The 14,373-nt window shown below is 62.1% G+C and carries 15 protein-coding genes, 2 tRNA genes and 1 riboswitch; of the genes, 4 read left to right on the top strand and 13 right to left on the bottom strand.

All coding sequences use genetic code 11. The annotated features are described in order from the left end of the window. The 5 genes from J9789_RS08250 to J9789_RS08230 form a co-directional block, all read right to left on the bottom strand. Positions 1 to 336, bottom strand: coding sequence for a cupin domain-containing protein (locus J9789_RS08250; protein ID WP_209344370.1), 336 nt, complete (start codon positions 334 to 336; stop codon positions 1 to 3). A 16-nt stretch (positions 337 to 352) separates the two neighbouring features. Then, positions 353 to 712 (bottom strand): DUF6483 family protein, encoded by a 360-nt coding sequence (locus J9789_RS08245; protein ID WP_209344368.1) that lies wholly within the window; start codon positions 710 to 712, stop codon positions 353 to 355. Positions 713 to 727: 15 nt separating this feature from the next. Continuing rightward, positions 728 to 1,357 (bottom strand): LexA family transcriptional regulator, encoded by a 630-nt coding sequence (locus J9789_RS08240; RefSeq protein WP_209344366.1) that lies wholly within the window; start codon positions 1,355 to 1,357, stop codon positions 728 to 730. A gap of 283 nt (positions 1,358 to 1,640) precedes the next feature. Then, positions 1,641 to 1,725: transfer RNA gene (locus J9789_RS08235), tRNA-Tyr, on the bottom strand. A gap of 12 nt (positions 1,726 to 1,737) precedes the next feature. Continuing rightward, a tRNA-Thr gene (locus J9789_RS08230) sits at positions 1,738 to 1,813 on the bottom strand. Positions 1,814 to 2,072: 259 nt separating this feature from the next. On the opposite strand from J9789_RS08230, the gene J9789_RS08225 reads away from it, so the two are divergent. From J9789_RS08225 to J9789_RS08210, 4 genes are all read left to right on the top strand, one after another. Continuing rightward, positions 2,073 to 2,306 (top strand): hypothetical protein, encoded by a 234-nt coding sequence (locus J9789_RS08225; protein ID WP_209344364.1) that lies wholly within the window; start codon positions 2,073 to 2,075, stop codon positions 2,304 to 2,306. Positions 2,307 to 2,331: 25 nt separating this feature from the next. Next, on the top strand, positions 2,332 to 2,604 hold the full coding sequence (locus J9789_RS08220) for a sigma-70 family RNA polymerase sigma factor (RefSeq protein WP_209344362.1): 273 nt from the start codon (positions 2,332 to 2,334) through the stop codon (positions 2,602 to 2,604). Between the two features lie 94 nt (positions 2,605 to 2,698). Next, complete coding sequence (gene rpoN, locus J9789_RS08215) at positions 2,699 to 4,063, top strand: RNA polymerase factor sigma-54 (protein WP_209344359.1); 1,365 nt, start codon at positions 2,699 to 2,701, stop codon at positions 4,061 to 4,063. After that, the gene (locus tag J9789_RS08210; RefSeq protein ID WP_245185149.1) at positions 4,056 to 4,733 is read left to right on the top strand and encodes an HAD-IA family hydrolase; all 678 of its coding nucleotides are present in this window, start codon (positions 4,056 to 4,058) and stop codon (positions 4,731 to 4,733) included. Before rpoN ends, J9789_RS08210 begins: the two co-directional genes overlap by 8 nt. Before the next feature lie 140 nt (positions 4,734 to 4,873). Here the strand turns inward: J9789_RS08210 and J9789_RS08205 are convergent, their stop codons facing one another. The 8 genes from J9789_RS08205 to rd all read right to left on the bottom strand — a co-directional run bounded on the left by J9789_RS08205 (position 4,874) and on the right by rd (position 14,265). Next, the gene (locus J9789_RS08205; protein WP_209344357.1) at positions 4,874 to 5,662 is read right to left on the bottom strand and encodes an OAM dimerization domain-containing protein; all 789 of its coding nucleotides are present in this window, start codon (positions 5,660 to 5,662) and stop codon (positions 4,874 to 4,876) included. Further along, positions 5,659 to 7,227 carry a lysine 5,6-aminomutase subunit alpha gene (locus J9789_RS08200; protein ID WP_209344356.1) on the bottom strand — a complete coding sequence of 523 codons (1,569 nt, stop codon included), beginning with the start codon at positions 7,225 to 7,227 and terminating at the stop codon, positions 5,659 to 5,661. Before J9789_RS08200 ends, J9789_RS08205 begins: the two co-directional genes overlap by 4 nt. Positions 7,228 to 7,310: 83 nt before the next feature. Beyond that, on the bottom strand, positions 7,311 to 8,564 hold the full coding sequence (gene ablA / locus J9789_RS08195; protein WP_209344354.1) for a lysine 2,3-aminomutase: 1,254 nt from the start codon (positions 8,562 to 8,564) through the stop codon (positions 7,311 to 7,313). A gap of 218 nt (positions 8,565 to 8,782) precedes the next feature. Next, positions 8,783 to 9,823 carry an L-erythro-3,5-diaminohexanoate dehydrogenase gene (locus tag J9789_RS08190; RefSeq protein WP_087188348.1) on the bottom strand — a complete coding sequence of 347 codons (1,041 nt, stop codon included), beginning with the start codon at positions 9,821 to 9,823 and terminating at the stop codon, positions 8,783 to 8,785. Between the two features lie 89 nt (positions 9,824 to 9,912). After that, positions 9,913 to 10,731 carry a 3-keto-5-aminohexanoate cleavage protein gene (locus J9789_RS08185; RefSeq protein WP_209344352.1) on the bottom strand — a complete coding sequence of 273 codons (819 nt, stop codon included), beginning with the start codon at positions 10,729 to 10,731 and terminating at the stop codon, positions 9,913 to 9,915. A 120-nt stretch (positions 10,732 to 10,851) separates the two neighbouring features. Further along, positions 10,852 to 11,029, bottom strand: a riboswitch (Lysine riboswitch). A gap of 204 nt (positions 11,030 to 11,233) precedes the next feature. Continuing rightward, on the bottom strand, positions 11,234 to 12,730 hold the full coding sequence (locus J9789_RS08180; protein ID WP_209344350.1) for a DNA mismatch repair protein MutS: 1,497 nt from the start codon (positions 12,728 to 12,730) through the stop codon (positions 11,234 to 11,236). After that, complete coding sequence (locus J9789_RS08175) at positions 12,714 to 13,730, bottom strand: hypothetical protein (protein WP_209344349.1); 1,017 nt, start codon at positions 13,728 to 13,730, stop codon at positions 12,714 to 12,716. The genes J9789_RS08180 and J9789_RS08175 overlap by 17 nt, the downstream gene beginning before the upstream one ends. Positions 13,731 to 14,106: 376 nt before the next feature. Beyond that, positions 14,107 to 14,265: a rubredoxin gene (rd, locus tag J9789_RS08170; RefSeq protein WP_087335480.1), complete on the bottom strand. Its 159-nt coding sequence runs from the start codon at positions 14,263 to 14,265 to the stop codon at positions 14,107 to 14,109. Between the last annotated feature and the right edge of the window lie 108 nt (positions 14,266 to 14,373).

Below are 14,373 nucleotides of genomic sequence, written 5' to 3'. Positions count from 1 at the left end.
TTAGTTGCCGTGCTGAGGCACCACGGCGAAGAAGACCAGGTCCTCGGTGCCGTCGTTGATCAGGGTGTGGGAGTGGCCCTGAGGGCAGTAGTGACAGTCGCCGGGGGCCAGTTGCTCCTCCGTGCCGTCGCAGATAGCCTTTCCACTGCCGGAGAGGATGTACATGACCTCACTGTTGCCGGTGTGGGTGTGCAGGCCGATGGAGGCGCCCGGCTCCAGGCGGTTTACCATGATGCGGTTGACGCAGTCGTCCACAAACCGGCTGTAGGTGGTCTTTTCGCCCCCCTTGAACTGGGGCAGGGGAGTCTCGGAGATCTGAGAGAGGCAAATCTTCATGAAGTGGTCCTCCTTGTTATAAAATCACGCCATAGCGCTGGGCCAGCTCCTGCAGGCCCTCCTGCAGCTCCTGCCGGTCAAAGCCGGCCTGGTCCAGCTGGTCATCGGTGAGGGTATTGGCCCGGGTATAGAAGTCCACCGCCACCTCCAGATAGCGCAGGTCGTTCCAGTCGCTCTCCTGGAAGAGAAGGTCCTCGGCGCCCCCCACATCACCGGCGGCCAGCAGCTCTACCAGACGGAGGTGGAGGGCATCCAGAGCGGCGTCCTCCTCCGCGCCGGTGGGGAGGTAGTCGGGGGAGTCCTTTTTCAGCACCAGCTTGGCCAGCGAACGGGCCAGCCCGTCCACCTGCCGCAGCATCCAGTCATCGGTCAGCATGGTATCGCTCCTTTGTCAGAGTTCCCGCACCAGCTTGACGGCTACGCCGACGATGCGGGCCACCCCCTGCTCAAAGTCCCGCAGGGGAATGATCTTGGGTTCATAGTCGGGATTTTCCGGCTGGAGGATCACCATTTCCTTCTGGCAGCGGAAGCGCTTCAGGGTGGCGTCCTCGCCGTCCACCAGGCAGGCCACGATCTGGCCGTTTTCCGCTGTGGACTGCCGCCGGATGAGCACCAGGTCCCCATCCCGGATACCCGCGTTGATCATGCTGTCGCCGGTCACCCGCAGATAGAAGTGCTCCTCCGGGTCGGGTACGTCGGCTGCGGCGTAGCCCTCGATCTGCTGGCTGGCCAGAATGGGGGTGCCTGCCCGGATGACCCCCAGAATGGGGACCACCGGCTCCCGGTGAGCGGGGCAGGGAGGCTGGCGGGGGACATTGAACCCCTGCAGCCACAGCGGGTCCACCCCCAGGGAGCGGGCAATGGCGGCGGCGGTACCGATTTTGGGCTCACGCTGGCCCAGGACATAGCGGTTCAGGGTCTGGGGATTCATATTCAGCCGGTCCCCCAGCTGCTCGTAGCTGAGGCCGGACTCCTCCATCAGGCTGCGCAGACGGGCGCCGAAGGTGCTCTCCTGCTCCATACCGTTTTCCCTCCTGTCCAATTTGTGGGTCTATTCTACCACACTTTATCACCAAACACAACATGCTTCGACAAAAAATGATTGACTTCTATCTCCGTTTGGTGTTATTATAGCCGTGCAATGGAACGAAAGTTCCATATCTGGATAAGTTCATCACCAATCGGAGATTAAAAGCGGGGAAGGGAGGTTCGCGGAGGAACAAAAAAGCCTCGCCGGACGGCGAGGCAGCTTGATTGGGGACGAGGAACATAAAAAAATGCCCCGCCGCTTGGCGAGACATTTTTGGTGGAGGAGGGTGGATTCGAACCACCGAAGCGAATCGCAACAGATTTACAGTCTGCCCCCTTTGGCCACTCGGGAACTCCTCCATATGAACTTGATGGAGCTGGTGGACGGACTCGAACCCCCGACCGGTTGATTACAAATCAACTGCTCTACCAACTGAGCTACACCAGCAGACCAGCTCGTCCACAGCGAATGTTATTTTATCAGAGAGAAGACGATTTGTCAAGCGGATTGCAGAAATTTTTTTAAAAAATTTTTGGAGGAGGAGTGGGTATCCGGCCACGGGTATGGACAGAGCCGCTGCGGGACGTGCAGCGGGCGCCGCCGGCAGGATGGTGCCGCCTCTGCGGCGGGGAGCTGTATGGCGAAGAGCAGGAGGTATGCTCATGCTGCCTGGCGGAGCGAAGAGACAGAGAGAAGGGGACGTGGAATGACACTACAGGAGTTATCGGTACAATATCGGGCGGGAGCGGAGAGCCTGCGCCAGCGGGTGCGGCTGCTGGAGGGCCGGAAGACCGTGGAGACGGATGAGCACAGCCGCCGGCTGCTGGAGGAGCGGATCCGCCATTTGGAGACCATGTGGCGGGAGGCCCGGGATCTGGCGGTGCTGTGTGAGCGCTACTACGACAGGGGGTATCACTGCAATGTCCGGTACACGGTATAGAAGGGGCAAGGATTTCGCGGCGGATATGGCGGTCTATACCCAGGCCATGTCAGAGGACAACGCCGAGCAGATGGGGCGTCTGCGCCGCAACGTGATGCTGGCGCTCCAGGAGGATGTGACTCCACGGCAGCGGGAGTGCATGCTGCTCTACTATGAGAAGGGGCTCAATATGCGGCAGATCGCCGAGCTCACCGGCGTGGACAAGTCCACGGTATCCCGCAATATCAAGCGGGGAGAGACCAGGCTGCGCCGCTGCCTGCGCTATGGGGCGGGGCAGTTGCTGAAGCCCGAGGCGTGATATTTCTACAGGGTGAGATGTTGAAATCCGGGCCGGTTCCGTGATATACTTTCTTCCGAGAAACCGCGAAAATGGGCGAAGGGAGGAAGTTACCTTGGAATTGAACCTGACACAGAAGCAGATACAGACCCTCTCTCCCCAGATGATGCAGTCCATGGAGATCCTGCAGATGGGGTCTCAGGAGCTGCTGGAGTATATTGAAGAGGCGGTCCAGGAAAACCCCGTGCTGGAGCCGGAGGAGCGCTACGACCGGGCGGACGAGGGTGATCAGCTTCGCCGCAAGCTGGAGTGGCTGGAGTCCACCGACCCCCAGAACCGCTATTATCACCAGCAGGACACCGAGGAGGACGACGACCGGCTGGGCAACTACGGCACCATGGAGGACCAGGAGGACAACCTCTATTATTATGTGCTCTCCCAACTGAAGGTGCTGGACTTGCCACCGGAGGTGATGGAGGCGGGCGCCTTTTTGGTGGAGAGCCTCAACGCCAACGGCTGGCTGGATGAGCCCATGGAGGCGCTGGCCGCCGATTACGGCGGGACGCTGGAGGTGATGGAGCAGGCCTTGGCTGCGGTACAGTCCCTGGAGCCCGCCGGCGTGGGCGCCCGGGATCTGTCCGAGTGCCTGAAGCTCCAGCTGATCCGCCGCACCCCGGTGGATGAACTGGCGGTGCGTATTGTGGAGAGCCAGCTGGACGCCCTGTCCAAGAGCCGTTACGGCCTCATTGCCCGGGAGCTGAAGGCCACCCCGGAGGAGGTGCGGGCCGCCTGCGAGCATATCCGCACCCTCAATCCCCGGCCGGGCACCGGGTTTGCCGCCCGGGAGAACCTTACCTACATCAATCCGGATATCATTGTGGTCAGCTTTCCCGACCACTTTGAGCTGCTGACCAACGACTACTATTTCCCCACCCTGGGGATCAGCGGGTACTACACCCGCCTGCTGAAGGAGAGCGACGATCAGCAGGTAAAGGACTACCTGACCGGGAAGGTGAAGCAGGCCAAGTGGATGGTCCATGCCATCGAGCAGCGCCGCTCCACTCTTATGTCCTGCGCCAGCTGCATTCTGGAGCTGCAGGAGGCCTTCTTCCGGCAGGGGCCGGGCCACCTGGTACCCATGTCCCTGGCCGACGTGGCGGGGCGCATCGGCGTCCACGAGTCCACGGTGAGCCGGGCGGTGAAGGACAAGTACATCCAGTGCTCCATGGGCGTCTATCCCCTGAGCTACTTTTTCTCCCGCAGCCTGGGTACCAGCAGCCAGGACGCCGCCTCTCCCGATGCGGCCAAGGCTCTGCTGAAAAAGCTCATCGCCGGAGAGGACAAGAAAAAGCCTCTGTCCGACCAGAAACTGTGTGAGATGATGACCGCCCAGGGCTGCCCTCTGTCCCGGCGCACGGTAGCCAAGTACCGGGACGAGCTGCACATTCCCAGCACCACGGGGCGGAAGCAATATGAATGATTTTGGAGGAACCATGGGTTTTCGAGGCGTATTTTTTGACTTTGACTATACACTGGGAGATGCCACCGATGCCATCGTGGCCGGTTTCCGCTATGGCTTTGCACAGATGGGCCTGGCGGAGCCGGAGCGGGAGGCGGTGCGCCACACCGTGGGCATGACCCTGGAGGACGGCTACACCGCCCTCACCGGGGACAACCGGCCGGAGCAGCGGGCCCGCTTCCGGCAGCTGTACACCGAGAAGGCGGCCCCCCTCCAGGTGGAGGTGACCCGTCTCTTCCCCGGTGCGGCGGAGCTGCTCTCCGCCCTGAAGGGAGCAAACATCCCGGCGGGCGTGGTGAGCACCAAGCGGACCGACACCCTGACCGCTGTACTGGAGGCCAGAGGGGTGCGGCAGTACCTGGTGTCCCTCACCGGCGGCGACAAGGTGGATCGGCCTAAGCCGGACCCCCAGGGGCTGCTGGCGGCCATCCAGGAGCTGGGCCTGAAGCCGGAGGAGGTGCTCTACTGCGGGGACACCCTCATTGATGCAGAGACGGCCCACCGGGCGGGCACCCACTTCTGTGCCGTCCTCAACGGCACCACCACCCGGCAGGACTTTGAAGCCAGCGGCCTGCCGCTGGACCATGTGGCGGAGGATCTTGCCGATCTGAAGGCCTGGCTGGGGCTGTAATATTATATATAAGGTAAGAAAGCGCCGGGGCAGATGCCCCGGCGCTTTTGCATGTCTTCGGAAAACGGGCAACGGGGCCCCATTTGGGGCCCCGTTATCCTACAGAGAAAAGAGGGGAAAAAGAGGAGAAAACGAATCAATCACTTGCCCAGGCGGCGGACCATTTCCTTGGCGCAGAAAGTGGCCACGTCGTCGGCGTAGGTGCCGGCACCGAAGCCGGCGTCATAGCCCAGCTCCTTAGCCAGAGCGTGGGTGATACGGGCGCCGCCGCAGCAGAAGATGTACTTCTCGCGGACACCCTCGGCCTCGGCCAGCTCGATGAGCTCGGTGAGGTTCTGGATGTGGACGTCCTTCTGGGTCACGGTCTGGGACACCAGCAGCACGTCGGCGTTGACCTCGGCGGCCTTGCGGAGGAACTCCTCGTTGGGCACCTGAGAGCCAAGGTTATAGGCCTCGATCATCTCATAGCGCTCCAGGCCGTAGTGGCCGGCAAAGCCCTTGCGGTTCATGATGGCGTCGATGCCCACGGTGTGAGCGTCGGTGCCGGTGGAGGCGCCCACAACCACCAGCTTGCGGCCCAGGCGCTCCTTCAGGAACTCGTCGGTCTCGTCCATGCCCATGGCCTCGTCAGCCACGGTCTGCACAACGATCTCGTTGTAGTTGATGGAGTGAGTCAGAGAGCCGTACACCACATAGAAGGTGAAGGCCTCGTCCAGCTTCTGACGGAGAGCCACGTTGGGATCGGCCAGACCCATCTTCTGGGCCATCAGCACGGCAGCCGCAGCGCCCTTGTCGTCGTCCTTAACGGGCAGGGTGAAGGAGAGCTGCACCTTGCCGTCGTTCATGGTGTCGCCATAGGGTTTCAGCCGGGTCAGGTCCAGCGTGGTGTCAAGGTCCTTATCGCGAATCTGATACAGTCCGGAACTCATTTGCCGGCACCCCCTTTCATCATGGGCTCAAGGAAGGGGTTGAAGTACCCGGCGGCCTTGGTCACAACACCGTCCAGGCCCTTGCCGCCGTCGCGAGGACGCTTGATGTCGGCAAAGATGCCCCGCTCCAGGGTCTCGAAAATGCCCAGCTGCTCGATCTGGCCCAGCAGATCGGTAGCCTTGTGCAGCACGTCAGCAGCACGGTTCTGCATGATGCCGCCGTCCTTGAAGACGATCTCGCTGCCCAGGTCGTGCATGGTGCGGAAGATGTACTGGGCGTTCTGGATGGCCAGGAAACGGTCGGACAGGAAGGGAGTGTGGATAGCCTCGGTCATCATGCCCAGCAGGTGGATCTTCTGGTTGGTCAGGATGGTCACCATGTTGAACAGGGCGTCCTGAACCTGGCCGCGGAAGATGTTGCCGGTCATGAACTTGGTGGGAGGCATGTACTTCAGAGGCGCGTTGGGGAAGATCTCCCGGGCCATCTCGGCCTGGGCCAGCTCGTACAGGAAGCCGTTCTCCACGTCGGGGTCGATCTCGAAAGCGTGACCCAGACCCATCTGCTCCTCGGGCAGGCCGGCGCGCAGAGCGAAGGCCTCGTTGAGGAACTGGGAGGCCAGCACGGTGTGAGCCTCTTCCACAGCGTCAGCGGTGGTCAGGTAGTTGTCCTCACCGGTGTTGATGACCACGCCGGCATAGGCGTTGATGGCACGGGAGAAGGACTGGTCCACCAGAGTACGCTGCATGTTGATGTCGCGGAACAGGATGCCGTACAGAGCGTCGTTCAGCATCACGTCCAGACCCTCGAAGGCGCCCATGGCGGCGATCTCGGGCATACACAGGCCGGAGCAGTAGTTACACACACGGATGTAACGGCCCAGCTCCTCGCCCACCTTATCCATGGCCTCACGCATCAGGCGGAAGTTCTCCTGGGTGGCGTAAGTGCCGCCGAAGCCCTCGGTGGTAGCGCCGTAAGGCACATAGTCCAGCAGGGACTGACCGGTGGTACGGATCACGGCGATGACGTCGGCGCCCTGGCGGGCAGCGGCGGTAGCCTGCACCACGTCCTCATAGATGTTGCCGGTGGCCACGATCAGGTAGATCCAGGGGCCCTGCTTCTCGCCGCCGTGGGTGGCGATGAAGTCCTCGCGGCGCTTGCGGCGGGCGCGGATCTTGGCCAGGCTGGCCTCCACGATGGGATCCAGAGCGGCATGAATCTCGGCCTCACCATGGGTGGGCAGAGTAGTCAGCTCCAGCTTGTCGTTGGCAACGTCCTCGGCGATGGCCTGGGGATCCTTACCGGTCTCCACCATGGCGTTGCCGATCCAGAAAGCCACGCCCTGAGGCAGGGCGCCCTTCTCCATCAGGTGGTCCACCACCACGTTGGGCAGGGGCACGTCAGCGGCATCCACACCATCAATGCCCAGCAGACGGCAGATGGTACGCTCCACGGCCACGGTGGTGCAGCCGTCGATGAAACGCTGGGTGTCGTCCGCAACCCGGGAAGCGTGGGCGCGGGCCTGTTCCACCAGCTTAAAATCAAGGTTCAGCTTAGATTCCAACATCGATCACTTCCATTCTTTGTCAGTTCAAAAACGGGGGGAAGCGGATCGCCGCTACGGGCGGCGATCCGCTGTCTCCTTTTGGATTACTCCTCGTGATGAGAACGCTTGTGGCGCTCCAGGTTGGCGGGCTCCATGGACAGAGCCTGGCCGCGCTCCAGGCCGGCCACACCCATGAGCTCCTTCTTCTTCTTGCCGGTGCAGTAGTCGCACTGACAATCGGTGTAGTGCTCGGGCTCGGTGTAAGTGGTGATAACGCCCTCGTAGTTGCGCAGGATGACCTTCTTAGGGGTCTGGGAGATGACGTACTGAGGCATGACGGGAGTCTTGCCGCCGCCGCCGGGAGCGTCGACCACGAAGGTGGGCACGCAGTAGCCGGAGGTGTGGCCGCGCAGGCCCTCGATGATCTCGATGCCCTTGCTGACGGGAGTACGGAAGTGCTCCAGGCCCATGGACAGGTCGCACTGATAGATGTAGTAGGGACGCACGCGGATCTTAACCAGCTCGTTGACCAGCTTCTTCATGGTGTAGACGCAGTCGTTGATGCCGGCCAGTAGCACGGACTGGTTGCCCAGAGGGATACCGGCGTCGGCCAGACGGGCGCAGGCGGCGGCAGCCTCGGGAGTGATCTCGTTGGGATGGTTGAAGTGGGTGTTCAGCCAGATGGGGTGATACTTCTTCAGCATGTTGCACAGCTCGGGAGTGATACGCTGAGGCAGCACCACGGGGGTACGGGAGCCGATGCGGACGATCTCCACGTGGGGGATCTCACGCAGCTTGGCGATGATGTACTCCAGACGCTCGTCGCTCACCAGCAGGGCGTCGCCGCCGGACAGCAGCACGTCGCGGATCTGGGGAGTGTTGCGGATGTACTCGATGGCCTGATCGACCTGATCCACGGGCAGGCCGGCGTCGTTCTGGCCGGCGAAGCGGCGGCGGGTGCAGTGACGGCAGTACATGGAGCACTGGTCAGTGATCAGCAGCAGGCAGCGGTCGGGATAACGATGGGTCAGGCCGGGAGCGGGGGAGTCCTCGTCCTCGTGCAGGGGGTCCAGCAGGTCGGCGGCGGACTGATGCAGCTCCTTGGCGGTGGGGACGGCCTGCAGCCGGACGGGATCGTTAGGATCGCCGGGCTGGATCAGGGACAGATAATAAGGAGTGATGGCCATGCGGAGGGTGCCGAGGCAGGCCTTAACGCCTTCCTCTTCCTCGGGGGTCAGATCCACATACTTCTTCAGGTCCTCCAGAGTCTCGATGCGATTCTTGACCTGCCAGTGCCAGTCGTTCCACTGCTCGTCAGTCACATCGGGGAACAGGATCTTACGGCGGGACTCTACCATAACAAGGTCATCCTTTCTAAATCAGTGTGGGGATGCGCCATCCGCAGGCGTCAGGGACCGGAGGACCGGAACGGGGAGAAAGGGTTGGGGAGGAGGATTTCTCCGACGGAACCGGGGCCGGACGCATCGGCCGCAGAACGATCACATCAATCAGCTCATCTGTCGATGGGACAGGTAAGTCACAAGGTAAATAAGAAATATAAGGTTGATGCAGAAGCTTACAGGTACTTCTTCTCGAAGTAGGCCTTCAGCTGGGGATTCTCACGCAGCTCGGACAGGGTGATCTCGGCGTGGTCCTTGGTGTAGCCGTTGCCGACGATCATGGTGACGTCCTTGCCGCAGCCCTCGGCGCCCAGAGCAGCCTTGGCGAAATCGGTGGCCATGGAGAAGAAGTACACCACGCCGTTGTCATGGACGGGCAGGATAGCGGCCATCTCGCAGGCGGGCACGTTGACGATCAGGATGGAGACGTCGTACTCCTTGCCGTTGTTGACAGCCAGGGACTTCTCCAGAACTTCGGTGGGGTTGGTGGCGGAACCCACGATGGCGTGGTGGCACAGGTTCATGCTCTTCAGCAGGTCGGCGTCCTCCTGGCAGATAACCAGGGCAACCACGTTACCGGTGGGGCCAACGCGCTTCATGGCCTCGTAGCAGCACATCATGCCGCCCTTGCCGGCGCCGCCCAGGATCAGCACGGAGTCACCGGGCTTCACCAGCTTAGCGGTCTGGGCGGGAGCACCGGCCACGTCCAGAGCAGCCAGGGCCAGCTCCTCGCTCATGTCGTCGGGCAGCTTGGCATACAGGCCGGACTCGAACAGGATAGCCTGAGCGTCCACGTCCACGCGGTCGATCTCGGGGTGAATGGCCTTGATCTTGTTGATCTTCAGGGGAGTCAGGGACAGGGAGACCAGGGAAGCGATCTTGTCGCCCACCTTCAGGTCGATCTTGCCCTGCAGGTCCTCGCCGATCTCGCGGACGGTGCCGATGAACATACCGCCGGAACCGGTGACAGGGTTCTGCATCTTGCCGCGCTCATTGACGATGTCCAGGATCATCTGCTCGGTCTTGGCCAGGTCCTTCTCGCAGGCCTCGTAGATCTGAGTGAAGGAAGCGGAGTCGATGTTCAGTGCGGACACGTCGCACAGGATCTCATTGGAGTAGCACTCCATGGTGTTGTCAATCTTCTTGGCGGCCTGGGTCAGCAGACCCTTGGGCTCGATAACGCGGTGAGTGCCGTACTTGTTGCCTTTCTTCTGCATAGAACGTTCCTCCTGTTTCGAATTGTTTGTTTGTTGATTGGTTGGGGAGATGTATGGTTGGGGAGATAATTAAAAACAAAGGTAGGGGATCAGGCCAGGGACAGGATCTTGCGGGCCTCGTCGGGATTGGCGACCTCGCGGCCCAGCTCCTTGGCCAGCCGGACCACCTTGGCCACCAGCTCGCCGTTGGAAGCGGCCTTGTGGCCCCGCTCCAGATAGATGTTGTCCTCAAAGCCCACGCGGACGTTGCCGCCCATGACGATACCGGCGGCGGCCATGGGCCAGGCGCCGCGGCCCACGCCGGTGACGGTCCAGGTGGAGCCGGCGGGGATCTGCTTGACCAGGTAGTCCAGGTTGCCCACGGTGGCGGGGGTGCAGCCGTTGACGCCCAGAACGAAGTTGAACTGCATGGGGGCGCCGGGGACCAGACCCTTGTTGGCCATGTTCACGATGGTGTCCAGGTGGCCGATCTCAAAGCACTCGTACTCGGGCTTGATGTTGTTCTCCAGCATCCGCTTGCCGAACGCCCGCATGGTGGGCATGTCGTTGACGAAGATGTCGTCGCTGAAGTTGCAGGTGCCGCAGTCCAGGGTGGCCATCTCGGGCATCAGCTCGGTGGGCTGCAGGCGCTCCTCCGGGGTCATACCGGTGGCGCCGCCGGTGGAGGGGATCAGGATCACGCCGGGGCAGGCTTCCTTGATGGCGTCCAGCACCACGCGGAACCGCTCACGGTCCTGGGTGGGGGTGCCGTCGTCCTCGCGGACGTGGACGTGGATGACCGCCGCGCCGGCCTCGAACGCGCTCTTGGCCTCGCGGACCATTTCTTCCACCGTGTAGGGGACAGCGGGGTTATGCTCTTTGGTGACCTCTGCGCCGCAGATGGCCGCGGTAATGATAAGCTTTTCCATGACACGCCTCCTCGAAAAAATAAGCTACCCCGCCGGTAGGAGATCTCGTCCTCCGGCGGGATAGCGCTTCATGAACAAAAAAACACTACTCATGTCCGCGGGAGGGGTAACTCTCGTTCAGACACAAATAGCGCTTCATGTGACTCATGACAATCCGTGAGCGCTGGGCCCACGGCTCAGGGAGAGGGCTGTACGATTCACGTCCCCCTTCGGCGGAGCGGACATTCACAGAGTACATCGGGCTCGCCTGCCCTTATCATTGCTCTGCTACCTTGCGCTCCGCGCCTCTATCCATGCATGTTATTCACTTTTGACAAATTCACTATAACCCAGCCGGTTTGGTTTGTCAACTATTTTTTGAAAATTTGACTGCACAAATTTTTTCTATGACCCGTAGACTTTTGTGCGCTACAGCGGGACAGCGGTTACCAAATGGTAACCAGAACTGGAAGGGCAAAAACTCCGGCAGGCGGCCGGAACCGCCTGCCGGAGCAGGAAAAAATTACAGATCTGCCTGGAAGAGATCCATGAGGGTATCGTCCAGTTTGAGCAGCCGGCACACCCGGAGAGCATCCCGGGGACAGGGAGCGCCGGGAGGGGCGGGAAGGAGCCGGTAGTCCATCCGGCGGGCGATCCGCTTGCGGGGATCGTCCCCTTCGTCCCCCTGGATGTCCCGCACCAGACCGGCCACCTGGTAGTGGGCGCCGGCCACGTCGGACACGCCATCGTAGTGGGTGGTCATGAGGGCTACGCAGTCCAGGGTGCCCAGGTGACGGACCAGGGCACGGGCCAGGGCGGCGCCCTCCTGGGGGTTGGTACCGCGGGCGAACTCGTCCAGGGCCACGAAGAAGAACTGATCCTTAGTGCTCCGCAGCAGGTTATCCAGCAGGTGGACCTCCTTGCCGAAGGAGGACAGACCGCCGGCGCCCGGGCCGCTGTCGGCCAGGATGAGTGCTACCTGGTGGAACAGGGGCAGGGTGGCGGACTGGGCAAAGACGAAGAAACCGCACTGGCAGAGCAGCAGGGAGAGGACGGTGGAGCGCAGGGACACCGTCTTGCCGCCCATGTTGGCGCCGGTGATGACGGTGCAGCCCGGCTTCAGGTCCAGATCCAGCAGGGTGAAGCCCTCACCGCGCTGGGCCAGATCCTCCTCCACCTGGGGATGGCGCACACCCCGGAGGGTGATGGATTTGTCGGTGCTGAGGACGGGGCGGATGCAGTGGTAGCGCAGGGCCAGCTTGGCCTTGGCCACGATGAGATCCAGACGGCCCAGGGTCTCCATGTTGGCCAGGAAGGCCTCCTTGTGGGCCATCAGCTTGTCGGTGAGCATCCGGCGGACCTCCAGCTCCAGCTTGTCCTCCTCCACCGCCAGCACACGGCGCTTCTCCATCAGGGGAGCCCGCTTTTCCTCCTGGGTCATGCGGATGGCCTTCTCCAGCTTGGCCTTCTCCGCCCGCAGGGGGGCCAGATCGTTGTGATAGGAATTCACGATGGCGAAGGTGGGCAGACGGCGGCCCTCCGGGTCCATCAGCTCCATGGCCTCCGCCAGGGAGGGAAAGGACAGTCCGGCCATGGGGGGCAGGACGTTATAGGCCTGGACCAGCTGCTCCTGGGTGACCAGGAAGTGCTTGATCTCAAAAAGCTCCACCAGATCGAAGGGGGCGCCGGGGTCCCGGTCGAAAGAGCCCCGGATGTCGTGAAACAGGGGCAGGCAGCGGGTCACGCCCCGCAGGGCGGTGGCGGCATCCTTCCGCTCCGCCTCCGTCAGCCGTACCGGAGTGCAGCCGCAGGAGTTTTCCTGGGGGGCGGTGCTGCCGGCGTTCCACAGCTCCATAGCCAGGGAGACGTTGTCCAGTTCCTCCTCCAGGGCGGCCTCGTCTCCGGGCCCGTACCAGCGGAGCGCCCGGGCGGCAGCCTTGCCGAAGGGCGACATGGGGCTCAGCCGGTCCAGGACCCACTGCAGCCCCGCGTGCTCCCGCAGTTCATGCGTCAGTTCCATGTTGATCCTCCTTCACGTTGACCACAGGCAGGTCGATGGCCTGCCGCAGGGCGGAGATGAATTTATCCGGTTCAAAGTGCCAGCCGTAGGCCGACCAGGGGTTGGCCGCCACTGCGGCGATGGTCAGCTCCCGGCGGACGGTCAGCTGGCCGCCGCTGCGCAGGAAGAGGTCCAGCGCCGAGCGGCCCGCCAGCACATGGGTGGCGTCCTCGGTGACCAGCGTAGTGGGCGCGCCCCGGCGGGCCAGGGTCTTGAGCAGGGGGTCGGTGACGCCGCCTGCCGCCCACACCGCCAGAGGCCGGCGGGGCAGTTTGTTCCACTTGGGGCTGCCGTTCTCGTCCAGAGGCAGCTCCAGGGGGGAGCCGTCCAGCTCAAACAGGGCGAAGCGGTCCTCCACCCCTTCCAGGGCGGCCCGCAGGCCGGCCTGTTCGGGGACTTTTCGGGCAAAGAGCCAGCAGGTGTGGGCGGTCTCCGCCACCACCAGATCCATGTCCCGGTCCAGAGAGGCGCCGGTACACAGCAGGGCCACGCCCTCCACTCCGGCGCCGGCCAGGGACTTACGGCCGGCGGCGCCGTCGATCAGCACCCGCTGGGCGCCCAGCTCCATGAACCGGGCGGTGAGGGGCCGCAGCTGCCCCGCGGCAGAGGGACCGGCCAGCTGGACATAGCCGTCAGACAGGGTCCGGAAGATGGCCACCGGGCCCAGAGGGGTCATCACATCGGTGAGGTCCACCACCTCCAGGGTGGCGTCGCACAGGGTGATCATGCCCCGGGCGGTGGCGAACAGATCGCCCTGCTTTAAGTACAGGTCGGGCTTCTCCGTGCCGGTGACCAAGTCGGTGCGTTCTCCGTCCCGGCCCACCGAGGTGAGGGCCAGCCGTTCCTCCCCCAGCTCGGCCATCAGGCGGCGCATGGCGGTGGTCTTGCCCGCATTTTTGCACAGGCCGATCACGGTCACGGGCGAAGCGTCACCCACCAGCGGCGCTATCAGATGTTCCAAAATAGGGCCTCCCTTCCACAGGAAAATTGGGTCATTTTTGGGTTCGTCGAGGCCATTATAAGAGGCGCCTATCGGTTCTGTCAATGGGGGAGAGGAGAATTTCACGCCTGCAATTACAGGCGAGAAGAACAAGAAAAATGCAATATTCTGCAAAGAATCTTGCGCAATGGGAGGGCGATATGGGCTCTAAACAAGAAAGTGGTGATTACGAATAGGATAAATTTGTTTTAAATTTACAATAATACGAGATTGAGAGATGGGGAAGTAATAGGGTGCTGATTTTGCGTGAATCGAAAAGTGTGGAATAATGCAAAAAAGAAAAACCGCCTGTCCGGCGGCACGGCCGTCGGACAGGCGGAAAGAGACGGGGAAAGACTTACTGCTTGGAGAACTGATCCTTGCCTACGCCGCACAGGGGGCACACCCAATCAGCGGGAACCTGCTCCCAGGGGGTGCCGGGGGCCACGCCGTTGTCGGGATCGCCCTCAGCGGGATCGTAGATATAGCCGCACAGATCGCAAACGTACTTATCCATGATAATAACGCTCCTTATTTCATCATAAAGTCAAGCAGTACAGACCGGACAGGGGAAACAACCTTGCCGAATTCCCTGCCATGTGGTATGATACGCTTGTTACGCCAC

It is taken from the genome of Flavonifractor sp. AGMB03687, assembly GCF_017811815.1.
Classification (GTDB): domain Bacteria; phylum Bacillota; class Clostridia; order Oscillospirales; family Oscillospiraceae; genus Flavonifractor.
Note: the sequence above shows the minus strand (reverse complement) of the source record. Positions and strands in the feature narration are given on the sequence as shown.